We start from the raw sequence: 16,751 nt of genomic DNA, 5'->3' as shown, positions 1-16,751 counted from the left end.
TGTGACCGTGGAGTTTCCAGCGGGTGATCGCCTGGCGGCGATGCGGGTGGAGTACGGCTCGGTCGAGAAGGACGGCAGCAGCGACCTCGACGTCGACTGGCTGGCCGACGGCTGGCTTGCCTTGCTGCACAGGTGGATTGCCGACGCGGAGACCGCGGGTGTCGCCGAGCCCAACGCCATGGTGCTGGCCACCGTGGAGAACGGCAGGCCGGTGACCCGAACCGTGTTGTGCAAGAGCGTCGACGAGTCGGGCATCACCTTCTACACGAACTACGACTCGGCCAAGGGGGCCGAGCTGGCCGCCGTCCCGTACGCCTCGGTGACGTTCCCCTGGTACGCCCTGGGCCGGCAGGTGCACCTGCGCGGCACGGTCACCAAGGTCAGCGCGCAGGAGACCGCCCAGTACTGGGCCAAACGGCCGCGGGGTTCGCAGCTGGGTGCCTGGGCATCGGCGCAGTCCCGGCCCATCGGCTCCCGGGCCGAGCTGCTGGCGCAGCTGGCCGAGGTCACCGAGCGCTTCGCCGGCGACGAGCAGGTGCCGGTGCCCCCGCACTGGGGTGGCTACCGCATCACGCCGGAGGTCATCGAATTCTGGCAGGGCCGGGAGAACCGGATCCACAACAGGATTCGCGTGAGCACCGGAGCCGCTGGGCCGGCGACATCTAGCGGCGGAGCCGCCGGGCCGGCGACATCTGGCACCGGAGCCGGCATCGAGCGGCTGCAACCCTAGGGTGGCGCGGCTCTTCGCCGACACCACCCCGCTGCGAACGCCGGACTTCCGGCGGTTGTGGCTGGCCGGCATCGTCACGGTGATCGGGGGCAACCTCACGATCTTCGCCGTTCCCGTGCAGCTGTACGCCCTGACGCAGAACTCGGCGTACGTGGGTCTGTCGGGAATCTTCGCGCTGGTCCCGCTCATCGTCTTCGGGCTGCTCGGCGGGGCCTGGGCCGACGCCATGGACCGTCGCTTGCTGTTGATCATCGCCTCGTGCGGCCTGGCGGTGGCCTCGATCCTGTTGTGGGTGCAGGCCGCACTGCACTGCAACAACGTCTGGCTGGTGCTGGTGCTGCTGTCGGTGCAGCAGGCCTTCTTCGCGGTCAACTGGCCCGCTCGCGGTGCGGCGATTCCCCGGATGCTGCCGATCGAGCAGTTGCCCGCCGCGAACTCACTGAACATGACGGTGCAGCAGTTCGGCGCGATCGTGGGCCCGTTGCTGGCTGGTCTGCTGTTGCACTGGATCGACCTGTCCACGCTGTACCTGATCGACGCAATCACCTGTGTGGTGCCGATCTGGGCGACATTCCGGCTGGCGCCGATGCCGGCCACCGAGTCCGCCGACGTCGCGGGCTCGGCACGCTGGGGGATCGGTGCGGTGCTGGAGGGATTCCGCTATCTGGCCGGAAACCGGGTGGTGTTGATGTCGTTCGTCGTCGACTTGATCGCCATGATCTTCGGGATGCCCAGGGCGTTGTTCCCGCAGATGGCGCATCAGAGCTTCGGCGGCCCGGTCACCGGCGGCACCACCATGGCGTTGCTGGCCGCCGCGATGTCGTTCGGTGCCGTCGCGGGCGGGGTGTTCTCCGGGTGGTTCCCGCGGGTGCGCAGGCAGGGGCTGGCGGTCATCGCCGCGATCCTGGTGTGGGGCGCGGCGATGGTCGGCTTCGGGGTGGCCGGTGGGCTCGCCAACGGGCATGCCGGTCTGGTGCTGTGGATTGCCTTGGCGTTCTTGGCGATTGGCGGAGCGGCCGATATGGTCTCGGCCGCCTTCCGGTCAACCATCCTGCAGGAGGCCGCGTCTGACGATCTGCGAGGACGGCTGCAAGGCGTGTTCCTGGTGGTCGTCGCCGGGGGTCCCCGGCTCGCCGATGCGGTGCACGGTGCGGCCGCGGCAGCGATCGGCACGACGATCACCGCGGCCGGCGGTGGCGGGCTGGTGGTGATCGGTGTCCTGCTCGCTTCGGCACTGGTTCCTGCCTTCGTCCGCTACCGGGTCGGGCCCGCCGACATCAGCTGAGCAGCGTCAATACGTCGATATTGGTGCTGCTCATACCTGCTGGGGCATACCCTCGGTGCGCTGACTTCATGGACGCTGGCGAGGCGAGGGGCTGGTCGGGTGTGGCCGGTGAGATGAACGACGGGGCATCCGGACTCCGCGAGCGCAAGAAACAGCGCACCCGGGCCACGTTGATCGACGTGGCCGCCCGGCTGTGCGTCGAGCAGGGCTACGACAACACCACCGTCGACCAGATCGCGGCGGCCGCCGACGTCTCGGCCAGGACGTTCAGCCGCTACTTCCCCAACAAAGAGGCGGTGGTCGTCGCGGTGATCTCCGACGTGGCCGACGGGGTGGCGGCCGCATTCGATCATCAGCCGCTCGACATCACCGAACACGAGGCGCTCATGCGGTCCACGGTCGAGACGTTCCGCGGTGGGCCGGCCGGGCAACCCGACCCTGCCGTGTTCGATCGCATGACGCTGCTGTTGAAGATCCTCGGGACGGCTCCTGACATCGGCCTCTCCGCGTTCTCCTACCGGCCGGAGGGGCCGCAGCATTCGGTGTTCATGGCCATCGCCCGTCGCATGCGGGTACCCCCCGATCACCCGGCGTTGCGGATCCTGTTCGATACCTGGGCTGTGCTGATGGGAGTGGCCTGCGCGGGGCTGGGGGCGCCGGGTGCGCCCCCGATCGAACCCGAGCTGTTGTGCGAGCGGATCGAGTCGACCTACGCGTTGTTCGCCCGGCTGTGGACCCCATGGCATACCCAAGGCCAGCCCCCCGCGGGCGAGTCGGCACAATAGCGACTACCTTCACCTAAGTACGGACAGCCTTATCGGGCGTCGAAGAGCGCAGAAGGGGTTCATGTGGCCGCAACCGACGACACCGCCACCCTGAAGTACCCGGGGGGCGAGCTGGACCTGGAGATCGTCCATGCGACGGAGGGCTCCGACGGAATAGCTCTGGGGTCGCTGCTGTCCAAGACCGGGTACACGACGTTCGACTCGGGCTTCGTCAACACCGCCTCCACCAAGAGCGCCATCACCTACATCGACGGTGACGCCGGCATCCTGCGCTACCGGGGCTACCCGATCGAGCAGCTCGCCGAGAAGTCGACCTTCATCGAGGTCAGCTACCTGCTGATCTACGGTGAACTGCCCACCACCGAGCAGCTCGAGGCGTTCACCACCCAGATCCAGCGGCACACCCTGCTGCACGAGGATCTCAAGCGGTTCTTCGACGGCTTCCCGCGCAACGCCCACCCGATGCCGGTGCTGTCCAGCGCGGTCAACGCGCTCAGCGCCTACTACCAGGATTCGCTGGACCCGCTGGACACCAAGCAGGTCGAGCTGTCCACGATCCGGCTGCTGGCCAAGCTGCCCACGATCGCGGCGTATGCCTACAAGAAGTCGGTGGGCCAGCCGTTCCTCTACCCGGACAACACGCTGACCCTGGTCGAGAACTTCCTGCGGATGACGTTCGGCCTGCCCGCCGAGCCCTACGAGGTGGATCCCGAGATCGTCCGGGCGCTCGACATGCTGCTGATCCTGCACGCCGATCACGAGCAGAACTGCTCCACCTCGACGGTGCGTCTGGTCGGCTCGTCGCAGGCCAACCTGTTCACCTCGATCTCCGGTGGCATCAACGCACTGTGGGGCCCGCTGCACGGCGGCGCCAACCAGGCGGTGCTGGAGATGCTGGAGAAGATCCGGACCGGTGACGACGACGTCCAGACCTTCGTCCGCAAGGTCAAGAACCGCGAAGACGGCGTCAAGCTGATGGGCTTCGGCCACCGGGTGTACAAGAACTACGACCCGCGGGCGCGCATCGTCAAGGAGCAGGCCGACAAGATCCTGGGCAAGCTCGGCGGTGACGACGAGCTGCTGGACATCGCCAAGCAGCTCGAAGAGATCGCGCTGACCGACGACTTCTTCATCGAGCGCAAGCTCTACCCGAACGTCGATTACTACACCGGCGTGATCTACCGGGCCATGGGCTTCCCGACCCGGATGTTCACCGTGCTGTTCGCACTCGGCCGGCTGCCCGGCTGGATCGCGCACTGGCGGGAAATGCACAACGAGGGCAACAGCAAGATCGGTCGGCCGCGCCAGATCTACACCGGCTACACCGAGCGCGACTACGCCGCTATCGACGGCCGCTGACCTTTGTCGCCCAAACCCACGTTTGGGCGACAAAGGTCGAGTGATCTTCGCCATTTCGTCGAGTTCGACGAGGGTGGGCCTTGCCTTCCCGACAGTTGTGATTTAACAATAGTTGTGTGAACACAAGTGTCGGCGAGCTGAGTGAGCGCCGTAAGACGATCATCCTGGCGTCCTGTTGCCTGAGCCTGCTGATCGTGTCGATGGACGCCACCATCGTCAACGTCGCAATCCCGGCGATCCGCGCGGACCTGCATGCCACCGGAGCGCAGATGCAGTGGGTCGTCGACATCTACACGCTGATGCTGGCGTCGCTGCTGATGTTGTCCGGTGCCACCGGGGACCGGTTCGGCCGCCGCCGGGTGTTCCAGATCGGCCTGATCGTCTTCGCGCTGGGATCGCTGCTGTGCAGCATCGCCCCCACCATCACCATGCTCATCGGAGCGCGGCTGCTGCAGGCGATCGGCGGCTCGATGCTCAATCCCGTTGCGCTGTCGATCATTTCGCAGATCTTTGTCGGTCGTGTCGAACGGGCCCGCGCGCTGGGTATCTGGGGTGCGGTGGTCGGCATCTCGATGGCACTGGGCCCCATCGTCGGCGGTCTGCTGATCGAAACCGTCGGCTGGCGGGCGGTGTTCTGGATCAACCTGCCGATCTGCGCCGCGGCGGTCCTGTTGACCGCGATCTTCGTCCCCGAGACCAAGTCGGCCACCATGCGCGATATCGACCCCGTCGGTCAGCTGCTGGCCGTGGCCACCCTGTTCGGGCTGGTGTTCGTCCTGATCGAGGGGCCGGGGATGGGCTGGACCAACCCCCGGATCGTCGCCATCGGACTGACCGCCGCCGTCGCCTTCGTGGCCTTCCTGCGCTACGAGTCCCGCCGCCACGACCCCTTCATCGATCTGCGGTTCTTCCGCAGCATCCCGTTCTCATCGGCGACGCTGACCGCGGTCTGTGCGTTCGCCGGGTGGGGATCGTTCCTGTTCATGATGTCGCTGTACCTGCAGGGGGAGCGCGGGTACTCCGCGGCGCACACCGGTCTGATCTATCTGCCGATCGCGGTCGGCGCGCTGTTCTTCTCGCCACTGTCCGGACGGCTGGTGGGACGCTTCGGTGCGCGCCCGTCGCTGCTGATCTCCGGTGTCCTGATCGCCATCGCGTCGGTGATGCTGGCGTTCCTGAGCCGGAGTACGCCGGTGTGGGCGCTGCTGGTGATCTTCGCGTTGTACGGCATCGGATTCGGCATGGTGAACGCACCGATCACCAACGCCGCCGTCAGCGGCATGCCCCAGGACAGGGCCGGCGCCGCCTCGGCAGTGACCTCGACCTCGCGGCAGGTCGGGGTGAGTATCGGGGTCGCGCTCTGCGGTTCGGTCGCGGGTCCGGCCTTGGCCACCTTCGGCGCCGACTTCACTGCGACGGCCCGCCCGCTGTGGTACATCAACATCGTGCTCGGCCTTGCCATCGCCGTCCTGGCGATCACCTCGACCTCTGCGCGGGCCCGCCGCTCCGCCGAGCGGCTGGCGCCGCTCATCGACGATCAGCGGATCGGGGCGGCGCGTGTCTAGCCCGCTCGCCGACGAAGTGTGGCGTTCGATGTCGGCGCTGGTGCTCGACAACAAGGACGCCTGGCGCCGCGCCGCGGTCGAACGAACGGGATTGCCGTTCAGCCGGGTTCGCATCCTCCGGCGGTTGGCCAAGCGGCCGATGACGGTCAAGCAGGTTGCCGAGATGGCGACCATCGACGCGCCGGCGGCCACGGTGGCCGTCAACGATCTCGAAGAACGCGGCCTGGTGACCCGCGAGATCGACCCGCAGAACCGGCGGTGCAAGCGGGTGTCGTTGACCGATGCCGGCCGTCAGATGATCGCCGTGCTCGACGCCACCGAGGATCCCGCGCCCGACGGTCTGGCCGCACTCGCCGAGCCGGACCTTCGCGCGCTGCAGACGATCCTGGCCCGGGTGGTCAGCTGAGGTAGCCCTCGACTTCGTCCGGTGGGCGAACGCTGGCCTCGCGCGGATCGCCGCCGGTCTCACGCAGGGCCCGGCGCTGCCGCAGCAGGTCCCAGCACTGGTCGAGCTCGGTTTCGATGGAGCGCAGTCGGTGGTGCTCCTCGGACGGTTCGATCTCCCGATGCACCAGTTGTTCGCGAAGTCGACGTTCCTCGGCCACCAGGGTGTGGATGCGCGCGAGGGTGTCCTGATCGGTCGGTGTGCTGTCGTGTGCCACCACTCCAGTGTGCCCGTACCCGCCGGGTTACTGCGAGGAACGAAGAACCTCGGTGAAAGCGGTGCAGAACCAGTCGACGTCGGATTCGGAGAACACCAGGGGCGGCCGGACCTTCAGCACATTGCCGTCGCGGCCGCACACCGAGATCAGCACTCGCTGTTCGCGCATCGCATTGACCACCGCTTTCGCGCCAGCGCGGTCGGATTCTCCTGTGGCGGTGATCATTTCGACACCGAGGTAGAGTCCGGCTCCGCGCACGTCACCGATGCGGGGATGGTCGCGGGCCAGCGCGGACAGCTCGGTGTGCAGCATGGTGCCGACGTTGTCGGCATTGGACATCAGCTTCTCGTCCTCGATGACGTCGAGCACCGCGGCGGCGGCGGCCATGGTGACGGGATTGCCGCCGAAGGTGTTGAAGTAGGGCACCCCGCGGGCGAAGGCTTCCAGCACCTCGGATCGTGCGGCCATCGCTGCGATGGGCAGGCCGTTGCCCATGGGTTTGCCGGTCGTCACCAGATCGGGGACCACGCCGTGGCGCAGGAAGCCCCACATCGCCTCACCGGTGCGCCCGAACCCGGGCTGGACCTCATCGGCGATGAACACGCCGCCGGCGGCGCGGACGGCCGCCACCGCGGGAGCGAGTACCGAGGGGTCGGGGTAGATGCCGTCGGAGGAGAAGATGGTGTCCACGATCAGAGCGCTGACCCCCGCCCCGCTGGCGCCCAGGTCCTCGATCGCGGCAATGACATCGGCGGCGAACCGGGCGGCGAGATCGGCGGCCGGAATCCGGTAGCTGTCCGGCGGGGCCACCGCCCGGACATGGGCGCCGAGTGCGGTCGAACCGCCGATCGACGGCGAGATCGCAGTGACGGCAGCGGTGTTGCCGTGGTAGGCGTCGGTCGTGATGATCACGCCCTTTGCGCCGGTGTGCATTTCGGCCACCCGCAGCGCGAGGTCGTTGACCTCCGAGCCGGTGCAGGCATACATCACCTGGTCGATCGCATCGGGCATGGTGGCCAGCAGTCGCTCGCTGTAGTCGACGATGCCCCGGTGTAGGTAGCGGGTGTGGGTGTTCAGGGTGGCGAGTTGGCGGCTGACCGCCTCGACCACGTGCGGGTGGCAGTGGCCGACGCTGGCGACGTTGTTGTAGGCATCGAGATAGCAGGTGCCGTCCGCGTCGTAGAGGCGGGTGCCCTCGCCGCGGACCAGGTGTACCGGCCGTTCGTAGAACAGCCGGTACGCCGGGCCGAGCATGCGATCGCGGGCCGCGATCAACGATTCGATAGCCGGATCGAGCGGTTGATCCGGGGAGTAGCTGTTGGAATCCATGATGTTCGAGAAACCCATATCGCTACTCCTTACCGTGGTGGTTGATCGCGGCCCGTGTCCTCAGCGTTCGTGCGCCTCTTCGAGGACGATCCGGCCGAGCTCCGAATACCGTTGCGGCGACTTCGCTTTCAGGTAGAGAGCCAGCAGGACCCCGCTGAGACCGGTGATGCCGACCACGTAGGGGATGATGGTGAACACCCAGTCGGTGGCCGCCGATCCGGCCGCGAACGACGCATTCTTGCCGAGCAGGTAGATCACGTACAGCATGCCGATGCCGCCGAGTAGTGGAGCCAGGAATGTGCGGAACCAGTGTGCGGTCTCGGGATGGTGCTTTCCGACGTGGAAGTACGCGATCACCGCGAACGCCGCCAGGGCCTGCACGATCAGGATCGCGGTGGTGCCCAGCAGCGCCATCAGCCCGTAGAGACCGGTGTAGGGGTCACGGCCGGTGAAGGCGAAGAACAGCACGACGACGGTCGCGAAGATGGTCTGCGCCAGGCCGGCGATGTGCGGCGAACCGTGCACGGGATGGGTGGCGCCCAGGGTCTTGCGCATACCGGGGATGACGTTCTCGCGGCCCAGGGCGTAGATGTAGCGTGCTGCGCAGTTGTGGAAGGCCATACCGCACGCGAACGAACCGGTCATCAGCAGGATCTTGAACATGTCGACCGCCCAGGTGCCGAGGTTCCTCTGCACGGGGCCGAAGAAGATGTCGCCGGCAGTCGACGAATCCTGCGCCAGCGCAATGGCATTCTGCGGTCCGGTGCCGACGATGGCCATCCAGGAGATGAAGATGTAGAACAGGCCGATACCGACCACCGAGCTGATGACCGCGATCGGGATGATCTTCTTCGGGTTCTTGGACTCCTCGCCGTACATGGCACTGGACTCGAAGCCGACCCACGACCAGAAGGCGAAGAACAGACCGATACCGGCCGAGCCGGCCACCGCGAGCACCTTGCCGTCCGGACCGGTCACCGAGCCGGACAGGCTGGCAAAACCGTTGAGCGGGTTGAGCGATCCCCACGACCAGCCCTGCGGGCCACCACCGGTGAACAGAACCGACAGTGCCATCAGGGCCAGCATGACGATCTCGGTGATGAGGAAGACCCCGAGCACCTTGGCCGCCAGGTTGATGTCGAAGTAGGTCAGCACCAGGTTGACCACGAGCATGCCGATCGCGAACACGATCCACGAGATGTTGACGTGGAACAGGGAATTGAACGTGTCGTTGGCGAAGAACGCGAAGATGCCGATCAGCGAGGCCTCGAAGACCATGTAGGCCATCGTCGTCAGGAAGCCGGCGCCGAGTCCGACGATGCGGCCCAGCCCGTGCGAGATGTAGCCGTAGAAGGCGCCGGTTGCGGTGATGTGCTTGCTCATCGCGGCGTAGCCGATCGCGAACAGGGTCAGCACGATCGTGGCGACGAAGTAGCCGGCCGGCGCGTAGGCGCCGTTGCCGAACCCGACGGCGATCGGGACGTTGCCCACCATGGCGGTGATCGGTGCTGCCGTGGCCACCGCCATGAACAGCACGCCGATCAGGCCCACGGCATTGGGCTTGAGCCGTTGGACGGTGTCACCCGCCGAACCGGCCTGGGCTCCTGCCGCGGCAGGCGGGTCGATGATGTCGCTCATTTGTGTGTTTTCCCGTCTCGAACACGACCGGTGGTCGCGCAGTTATTTGGTCTGGTTTAGCCCGAGATGCGGCTGCGTCCGGGGAGCGAGGTGGTTGTCGACGACAACGTTGTGATACGACGCGGTCATTGTTACCCCTGTCAGATCGCCTGGTCAACAGGAAAAATGGAGGAATCTCGGCGGAGTGTTTCGGCAATGTTTCCAAAAGTCCCGCCGCGAAACACGGGCGTTAAATGTGCCGATTTGGTCTGCTTTGTAGGAGGTAATGGTTCACACTGTTGCCATGCCGGGATTGCCGCCGACCCATGAGTCCTTCGCGCGCGCAGCACTTCCTGCCTACGGCCGTGCCGCCGATACCGCCCTGCGTCTGCTGAGCCTGTCGGAGAACGCCACCTATCTGGTCGCCGACGACGACCCGATCGTGTTGCGGGTGCACCGGCCTGGGTACCACTCGCTGGACGCGATCCGGTCGGAGCTGGCGTGGATGAAGGCGCTGCGCACTGATACCGCTGTTACCACACCGGAATTGGTCGTCGCCCGAGACGGGGCCGATGTGGTGGTCGCCGAGGCCGAGGGATCAACGCTGCATGTCGACGCGGTGACCTTCGTCCCCGGCTGCACCGCCGAGGACGACCCCGACGCGGTCGGTTTCGACGAACTCGGTCGGATCACCGCCGTGATGCACGAGCACTCCCGGCGCTGGCCCACACCGAGCGGATTCACCAGGTTCCGCTGGGATCTGGACACCATCCTGGGGCCCGACGCGCGCTGGGGTAACTGGCGGCTGGCGCCCGGGTTGACCGACGCCGACCGATCCTGGATCCAGCGTGCCTCCGATGACATCACCGCGAAGCTCACCGAGTTCGGCAGCGCCCCAGACCGTTTCGGCCTGGTGCATGCCGACCTGCGGTTGGCCAACCTGATGGTCGATCCCACCGACCTGACCGCGGGCATCACGGTGATCGACTTCGACGACTGCGGGTGGTCGTGGTATCTGGCCGACCTGGGTGCGGCGGTGTCGTTCATCGAGGACACCCCGGCCGGCGAGCGCATCATCGCCGACTGGCTCACCGGCTACTTCGACGTCGGGACCATTGCCCCCAACCATCTGGAACTGATCCCGACGTTCGTCATGATGCGGCGCATCAATCTCACCGCGTGGATCGCCTCCCACCACGACGCCGACGCCGCGATCGGGCTCGGCGAGCGGTTCGCACCGGACACCGCCCGGTTGGCGCAGCGGTACCTCGAGGACCGCACCTGGCTCCACGAGGCGATCTTCGGTTCCAGGGTCTGAATGACCCTGCAGCAGAAAGGAAACGGATGTTTGATCTGAAGTCGACGTCGGTCCTGGTGACAGGCGGGAGCAAGGGGATCGGCCGAGGTATCGCCACGGTGTTCGCCACGGCGGGCGCCAATGTGGCGATCGCGGCGCGGTCCTCGGCCGACATCGACGCCGTGGTCGCCGATCTCGATGACCGCGGATCGGGAAAGGTGATCGGAATCCAGGCCGATGTCGCCGATCCGATGTCGTGCGCCAATCTTGCCGAAACGGTGCGTGAGACGTTCGGCGCCATTGACGTGGTGTGCGCCAACGCCGGCATCTTCCCCGAGGCACCGCTCGCTTCGATGACACCGGCCCAGCTGAGCGAGGTTCTCGACATCAACGTCAAGGGCACCGTCTACACCGTGCAGTCCTGCCTGGAGGCCCTGACCGCCTCCGGGCGCGGCCGGGTGATCCTGACCTCGTCGATCACCGGGCCGATCACCGGGTTTCCCGGATGGTCGCACTACGGGGCCTCGAAGGCCGCCCAACTGGGCTTCATGCGCACCGCCGCAATCGAATTGGCGCCGCGCAAGATCACGGTCAATGCCATCCTGCCCGGCAACATCCTCACCGAGGGGCTCGCCGACATGGGTGAGGACTACATCGCCGGCATGACCCGGGCGATCCCGGCCGGTGCGCTGGGCACGCCTGCGGACATCGGTCACCTCGCGGCATTCCTGGCCACCAAGGAGGCCGGCTACATCACCGGTCAGGCCATCGCCGTCGACGGTGGTCAGGTACTTCCCGAGTCCCCGGACGCCGTGAGTCACTAGCAATGGAGGAGTCCGAGGGGGGGCCGATCGCCGAGGACGTCCGTCGCCGCATCCTGTCGATGCTGGCGCAGGGGGCGTTGCGGCCCGGATCCCGGTTGGGCACCGAACGCGAGATGGCCGAGCAGTTCGACGTCTCCCGGTCCACCCTGCGCAGTGCGCTGCTCCCGCTGAGCCGTGCCGGCGTGCTCGAGCGGCGAACCGGCCGCAACGGCGGGACGTTCGTGCGGGCCGACGTCGTCGAACGCAATGCTGCCGAATTGGCCGGACTGCCCGCCCGGCTCCGCAGCGGTGGGCACACCAGCGCCACCAGGGTGCTGGCCACCGATCGCCGGGCGGCCACGCCCGCCGAGGCGGCGGCTCTCGAGATCACCACCGCCGAAGAGGTTTTCGCCATCCGGCGGCTACGATTCGCCGACGGCGTACCGCTGTCGGTGGACTTCTCCTGCTTCATCGCCGAACAGGTGGTGGATCTGCTCGAGCAACCGCTGGGCGGCTCGATCTACGAACTCCTGGCAGTCCGCTACGGCCTGTCGCCCGCCACGTCGACCGAGATGATCGAGGTGGTCAGCGCCAGCCCCCGGGAAGCCGAGTGGCTCGGCATCGCGAACAAACGCCCGCTGGTGGCGATCACCCGCGTCACCCACGATTCCTCGGACCGGCCGTTCGAATACGCCTACGACCTGTTCCGCGCCGACCGCGTCCGGCTCACCGCGACCACGTCCACCGTCACCTCGCGCGAGCGCCGTGGCACCGATGGCAGGGTCGAGCGTTCGGTGAGCAGCGCCTGACGGCCGCAAGGAAGGTGTAATCCATTGGTGGACAGCCCAGTACGCAGTGCCATCGTCACCGGGGCCTCGGGCGGTATCGGTTCGGCGATCGCGGCGATGCTGCACGAGGAAGGCTTCGCCCTGACCCTCGTCGGCCGTGACCCGGGTAAGCTCGACACCGTGGCCGCCGGCCTGACCGACGGCGCGGGACCGCCCGTCGCGGTGCTGGCCGGATCGCTGGCCGACGAGGCGTTCCTGGATACGGTGGTCGGCGAGCACGCCGCCCGCCACGGGTCGCTGGACCTGCTGGTCAACAATGCCGGGGTGGCGGGGGATCGGCCGGTGCACCAGATCACCGCCGACTTCCTCGACGAGCAACTCGCGGTCAACGTCCGGGCGGTGATCCTGCTGACCAGCAAGTCGATGCCGCTGCTCACCGCATCGGTGCAGCAACGCACATCGGCTCAGGTGGTCAATATCGCCTCCAACGCCGGCAAGCGCGGTGAGGCGGGGCTGTCCTCCTACTCGGCCACCAAGTTCGCCGTCGTCGGCTTCACCGAGTCCCTGCACGACGAGCTGTCCACCGCCGGTATCAAGGCCACCGCGATCTGTCCTGGCCTGGTCGACACTCCGATCGCCAACGGTTATCGCGACACCGTCGGCCCCGAGGAGATGATCGCCCCCACCGACATCGCCGAGGCGATCCGGATGACGATCCGGGTGTCGCGCAGCTGCGTGGTGCCCGAGATCGTGCTGCTGCGACCGATCGAGTGGCTCCAGCCGCCGGGGGCCTGACCCCGGCTAAGGTGTGAGCGGTGACGACCAAACCCGAGATCGAATTCCCTGACGGCCCGGCCCCCACCGAGCTCGTCATCAAAGACCTGGTGGTGGGCGACGGCGACGAAGCCAAGCCCGGTGCCGTGGTCGACGTGCACTATGTCGGTGTCGAGTACGACACCGGCGACGAGTTCGACAGCTCCTGGAATCGCGGCGAGTCCATCTCGTTCCCGCTTCGTGGACTGATCCAGGGCTGGCAGGACGGAATCCCCGGCATGCGGGTCGGTGGCCGTCGTCAGCTGACCATCCCGCCGGAGCAGGCCTACGGTCCGGCCGGTTCAGGGCATCAGCTCTCCGGTAAGACGCTGATCTTCGTCATCGATCTTCTGGCCACCCGCTGACCGCCGCGCGCCCCGGCTAACAGACGGAAATTCGCCGGGGCGCCCGCCCGACGTTTGCGTTAATATTTCTGCGTTCAACTATCAACCGCTGTGCGGCGGTCGTATCGTGCAGCGGTCCGGATTTTGATGCGCAAGCGGAGCGGCGGAGGAGCAGGCCGATGGCGGACTCGGATGATGCGCGCGTAAGCGCGACGGCAACCCAATGGCGGCGCGAATCAAGATTCTTCCGCCGCTCGCCGGGCCTGGGTTGGTTGCTCGGTCTGCTCTTGATCCCGTTGTTGCTCGGTCTGATCGGCTGGGGCCTATTGAACAAGGGCCCGAAGGTCAGCGTCAGCACTCCGAGTATCGGTGTCACCGCGCCGAGCCTGTCCGTGCCGTCGCTGAACTTCGCGCCGTTGTCGATCATCCGCAACGGCAATGACTTCACGCTCTCCGGTGACTTTCCCGACCTCTCGATCAAGACCTCGCTGCTCGACAGCCTGAAGGCGGCGCTGGGCCCTGGTGTGAACCTGATCGACAAGCTCGACATCAAGGCCGGTGTCAGCGTGCCCGACTTCTCCGGTCTCGGCGGATTGTTCAAGGCCGCCTTCGACATCCCGGATTTCCACTTCGACCTGTCCGGTGGCACCGTCACGCTGACGGGAACCGCGCCGTCTGCGGAGGTCAAGGCCGCCGTCGAGGCCGCGGCCAAGGCGGCCTGGCCCAACCTGACCGTGGTCGACAACATCGTGGTGGCCCTGCCCTCGGCAACCGGGTCGGCCACCGCGCCGGCGCCGGCCCCGACGGCCGGTGCCGGTGGCGGGTGCGGGTCGCTGCAGTCCGATATTGCCGCGGCGCTGACGGCCCCGATCAACTTCCAGACCGACGGGTACAGCCTGACTTCGGCGGCGCAGCAGATGCTGGCCGGGGTGGCCGCCAAGATCAAGGCCTGCCCGCAGGCCAAGATCGTGGTCACCGGCTACACCGACAACACCGGCAACGATGCGATCAACATCCCGCTGAGCGGTGCGCGGGCCAAGTCGGTCGGCGATTACCTGGTCTCCCAAGGGGTTTCAGCGGGAGAGGTGACTACCACGGGGCTGGGTTCGGCGAGTCCGATCGCCGGCAATGACACCGAGGCGGGTCGAGCACAGAACCGTCGCGTCGAGATCACGGTGAGCTAGGAGAGGCCGACATGGGATTCGTCGTTCAATGGTTGTGGTATCTGCTGGCGTTCCTCGTCGGCTCGGCGGCCGCCTGGCTGATCGCGGTGGCGACGGTCAAGCGGACCAGCGAGGAAGAGGCGCTGGCCGACCTGCCCGGCTCGCGTGAGATCGGAGCCAACTGATGCATGATGTGAATTGGTGGCTGATGGCACTGGCTTTCGTGCTGGGGCTGGCCCTGACGCTGGTCTTGATGATCGGCCGGGTGACCCGTGAGGTCCCCGTCACGCAGTCGGTGTCGGCCGGACTCAAGGGTTCTGGGGTTTCGGGTACCGCTGCAGCGGCAGGAGGTGTCGCCGCGGGTGCGGCTGCGGCGAAGTTGGCCGCGGGCGATTTCGAGGAACCGTATGGCAAGGGGTCGGCCCGCGTCACCGCCGGTGCCGCAGCGCCCTCCGGCTTCGACATCAAGGGCAACGAGGACTCGATGCTGTACCACACTGTCGAAAGCCCTTGGTACGAGCAGACGATCGCCGAGTTGTGGTTCGCCGACGAGTCCACCGCGCAGGCCGCCGGCTTCGACAGGTGGGACCACAAGGAGAAGGGTGCCGCGGTCGCTGCTCTGGCCGATGTGCCGGCCGGTCCCTACGGCAAGGGTTCGGCCAGGGCCGGTGACGGCGGCAGCGGGCCGCTCGGCTGGACCATCAAGGGCAACGAGGATTCCATGCTCTACCACACGGTGGACAGCCCCTCTTACAAGCAGACGATCGCGGAGGTGTGGTTCTTCGACGAGGAAACCGCCAAGGCGGCCGGCTTCGACAGGTGGGACAAGAACTCCCGCTAGGTCCCGGCTGGACCGGGCCTAGCGGGGCGCCGGCAGCCGTAGCATCAGCCGTGCACCGCCCAGCGGGCTGGTCTCCAATGACGCTGTGCCGCCATGGATCTCGGCTTGCTGGGCCACGAGTGCCAGGCCAAGCCCGGAACCGGACACCGATGCCGTCGAGCCGCGGGCGAAGCGCTCGAACACTTCGGTGCGTTCCACCTCGGGCACCCCTGTGCCGTTGTCGTCGACCGCGATCTCCACTCCGTCCCGGGAGCTCACCGCCGAGAGCTGTACCCGGGTTGCGCCCCCGTGCTTGACCGCGTTGGCGATCGCGTTGTCCACGGCCAGCCGCAGTCCGGCGGGCAGTCCGATGATGATGCATGTCGGCGACGGCGCCAGCGCAACCTCCAGATCCGGGTACACCCGCATCGCGTCATGGGCGGCGCGGTCGAGCAACTCGGTGATGTCGACCGGCACCTGGTCGGCCGCCGTGGTCAGTTCACCCTGGGCCAGCCGCTCGAGTGCGCCCAGCGTCGCCTCCACCCGGGCTTCGGTGCGCACCACGTCCCCGAGCACTTCCTTGCGCTGTTCCTCGGGCATGTCCAGGGTGGCCAGCACCTCGAGATTGGTGCGCATCGCCGTCAACGGTGTGCGCAACTCGTGGGCGGACACCGCGGCGAAGTCGCGGGCCGAGGCCAACGCGGCCCGGGTGCGATCCTGCTCGGCGCGCACCCGGCCGAGCAGACCGGTGATCGCCTCGCCGATCTCGATCGCCTCGCTGGCGCCGCGGACGTCGATGTCCGGGGCCACGTCGCCGGCGTCGATCTGGCGGGTCTGTTCGGCCAGCCGCCGGAACGGCCGTACCGCGAACGTGGCCAGCAGCCAGCCGAGTAGCCCGGCCGCGCCGATGGCGAACCCGCAGATCATCAGCACCCGGCGGTGCAGGTTGTTGGTATCGGCGATGGTGTCGTCGTAGGTAGCGCCCACTTCGAGGGAAGTGGCCTCGGGGTAGGCCAGTTCGACGGTGCGCACCCGGTACTTGACGCCGTCGATGTCGGTGGTGGCGTAGTCACCGGTGAGTTTGGGCAGAACCACCGGCGAGTTCGACTTCACCTGGTCGCCGCGCCGGACGGTGATCACCACGTCCTGGTCGTTGGGTGAGGGCGGGATCTGATCGAGCCCGCGCGGCACGAAGGGGACGGCGAACCCGGCGGCCTCATCGAGTCGGCGGTCCAGCCGCTCCAGCCGGTCGTTGGTGATACCGATCCAGACGATGGTGCCGACGATGGTGACCACGATCGCGGCACCGATCGCCGTCGCGAACGCCACCCGGGTGCGCAGTGACGGGGTGCGGCGGAAGATGCGCGCCAGCATGACGTCGGCTCAGGTCC

Annotated in this window: 18 protein-coding genes; 14 read left to right on the top strand and 4 right to left on the bottom strand. The window is 67.2% G+C overall.

Features of this window, described 5'->3' with window-relative positions; genetic code table 11:
• Positions 1-40: 40 nt before the first annotated feature.
• The 6 genes from pdxH to G6N35_RS14940 all read left to right on the top strand — a co-directional run bounded on the left by pdxH (position 41) and on the right by G6N35_RS14940 (position 6,130).
• Positions 41-730 (top strand): pyridoxamine 5'-phosphate oxidase, encoded by a 690-nt coding sequence (pdxH, locus tag G6N35_RS14965; protein ID WP_163807693.1) that lies wholly within the window; start codon positions 41-43, stop codon positions 728-730.
• 1 nt (position 731) lies between these two features.
• Positions 732-2,015 carry an MFS transporter gene (locus G6N35_RS14960; RefSeq protein WP_163804963.1) on the top strand — a complete coding sequence of 428 codons (1,284 nt, stop codon included), beginning with the start codon at positions 732-734 and terminating at the stop codon, positions 2,013-2,015.
• A gap of 68 nt (positions 2,016-2,083) precedes the next feature.
• Positions 2,084-2,800 (top strand): TetR/AcrR family transcriptional regulator, encoded by a 717-nt coding sequence (locus tag G6N35_RS14955; RefSeq protein WP_246224319.1) that lies wholly within the window; start codon positions 2,084-2,086, stop codon positions 2,798-2,800.
• Between the two features lie 63 nt (positions 2,801-2,863).
• Entirely contained in the window at positions 2,864-4,159 is a 1,296-nt protein-coding gene (locus tag G6N35_RS14950; RefSeq protein WP_163804962.1) for a citrate synthase, read from the top strand.
• A gap of 116 nt (positions 4,160-4,275) precedes the next feature.
• Complete coding sequence (locus G6N35_RS14945; protein WP_179967364.1) at positions 4,276-5,724, top strand: DHA2 family efflux MFS transporter permease subunit; 1,449 nt, start codon at positions 4,276-4,278, stop codon at positions 5,722-5,724.
• A 28-nt stretch (positions 5,725-5,752) separates the two neighbouring features.
• A complete protein-coding gene (locus G6N35_RS14940; protein WP_163807690.1) occupies positions 5,753-6,130 on the top strand; it encodes a MarR family winged helix-turn-helix transcriptional regulator in 378 nt (125 codons plus the stop codon).
• Here G6N35_RS14940 and G6N35_RS14935 read toward each other — a convergent pair.
• Genes G6N35_RS14935 through G6N35_RS14925 form a run of 3 tightly spaced genes read right to left on the bottom strand, consistent with a single transcriptional unit; the run spans position 6,123 to position 9,353 of the window.
• Positions 6,123-6,386, bottom strand: a complete 264-nt coding sequence (locus tag G6N35_RS14935) for a DUF2630 family protein (protein ID WP_163804961.1) — start codon at positions 6,384-6,386, stop codon at positions 6,123-6,125. The genes G6N35_RS14940 and G6N35_RS14935 overlap by 8 nt on opposite strands.
• Positions 6,387-6,413: 27 nt before the next feature.
• On the bottom strand, positions 6,414-7,733 hold the full coding sequence (locus G6N35_RS14930; protein ID WP_163804960.1) for an aspartate aminotransferase family protein: 1,320 nt from the start codon (positions 7,731-7,733) through the stop codon (positions 6,414-6,416).
• 42 nt (positions 7,734-7,775) lie between these two features.
• Positions 7,776-9,353: an APC family permease gene (locus G6N35_RS14925; protein WP_163804959.1), complete on the bottom strand. Its 1,578-nt coding sequence runs from the start codon at positions 9,351-9,353 to the stop codon at positions 7,776-7,778.
• Positions 9,354-9,636: 283 nt separating this feature from the next.
• Here G6N35_RS14925 and G6N35_RS14920 point away from each other — a divergent pair, with 283 nt between their 5' ends.
• The 8 genes from G6N35_RS14920 to arfC all read left to right on the top strand — a co-directional run bounded on the left by G6N35_RS14920 (position 9,637) and on the right by arfC (position 15,381).
• The gene (locus G6N35_RS14920; RefSeq protein ID WP_163804958.1) at positions 9,637-10,650 is read left to right on the top strand and encodes a phosphotransferase enzyme family protein; all 1,014 of its coding nucleotides are present in this window, start codon (positions 9,637-9,639) and stop codon (positions 10,648-10,650) included.
• A gap of 26 nt (positions 10,651-10,676) precedes the next feature.
• Positions 10,677-11,453 carry a 3-oxoacyl-ACP reductase FabG gene (gene fabG, locus G6N35_RS14915; RefSeq protein WP_163804957.1) on the top strand — a complete coding sequence of 259 codons (777 nt, stop codon included), beginning with the start codon at positions 10,677-10,679 and terminating at the stop codon, positions 11,451-11,453.
• A 2-nt stretch (positions 11,454-11,455) separates the two neighbouring features.
• Positions 11,456-12,241 (top strand): GntR family transcriptional regulator, encoded by a 786-nt coding sequence (locus tag G6N35_RS14910; protein ID WP_163804956.1) that lies wholly within the window; start codon positions 11,456-11,458, stop codon positions 12,239-12,241.
• A gap of 27 nt (positions 12,242-12,268) precedes the next feature.
• On the top strand, positions 12,269-13,015 hold the full coding sequence (locus tag G6N35_RS14905; RefSeq protein WP_163804955.1) for an SDR family oxidoreductase: 747 nt from the start codon (positions 12,269-12,271) through the stop codon (positions 13,013-13,015).
• A gap of 20 nt (positions 13,016-13,035) precedes the next feature.
• A complete protein-coding gene (locus G6N35_RS14900) occupies positions 13,036-13,398 on the top strand; it encodes an FKBP-type peptidyl-prolyl cis-trans isomerase (protein WP_163804954.1) in 363 nt (120 codons plus the stop codon).
• A 158-nt stretch (positions 13,399-13,556) separates the two neighbouring features.
• Complete coding sequence (arfA, locus tag G6N35_RS14895; RefSeq protein ID WP_246224318.1) at positions 13,557-14,561, top strand: channel-forming protein ArfA/OmpATb; 1,005 nt, start codon at positions 13,557-13,559, stop codon at positions 14,559-14,561.
• An 11-nt stretch (positions 14,562-14,572) separates the two neighbouring features.
• Positions 14,573-14,725 carry a channel accessory protein ArfB gene (arfB, locus tag G6N35_RS26915; RefSeq protein WP_170313130.1) on the top strand — a complete coding sequence of 51 codons (153 nt, stop codon included), beginning with the start codon at positions 14,573-14,575 and terminating at the stop codon, positions 14,723-14,725.
• Complete coding sequence (gene arfC, locus G6N35_RS27055; protein ID WP_179967363.1) at positions 14,725-15,381, top strand: channel accessory protein ArfC, sunset domain variant; 657 nt, start codon at positions 14,725-14,727, stop codon at positions 15,379-15,381. The genes arfB and arfC overlap by 1 nt, the downstream gene beginning before the upstream one ends.
• Before the next feature lie 18 nt (positions 15,382-15,399).
• Here the strand turns inward: arfC and G6N35_RS14880 are convergent, their stop codons facing one another.
• Positions 15,400-16,734, bottom strand: coding sequence for a HAMP domain-containing sensor histidine kinase (locus G6N35_RS14880; RefSeq protein WP_163804953.1), 1,335 nt, complete (start codon positions 16,732-16,734; stop codon positions 15,400-15,402).
• Between the last annotated feature and the right edge of the window lie 17 nt (positions 16,735-16,751).

This window comes from Mycolicibacterium anyangense (genome assembly GCF_010731855.1).
In the GTDB taxonomy this organism is placed as follows: domain Bacteria; phylum Actinomycetota; class Actinomycetes; order Mycobacteriales; family Mycobacteriaceae; genus Mycobacterium; species Mycobacterium anyangense.
The sequence above is the reverse complement of the archived record's forward strand: the minus strand, read 5'-3'. Positions and strand labels throughout refer to the sequence as shown.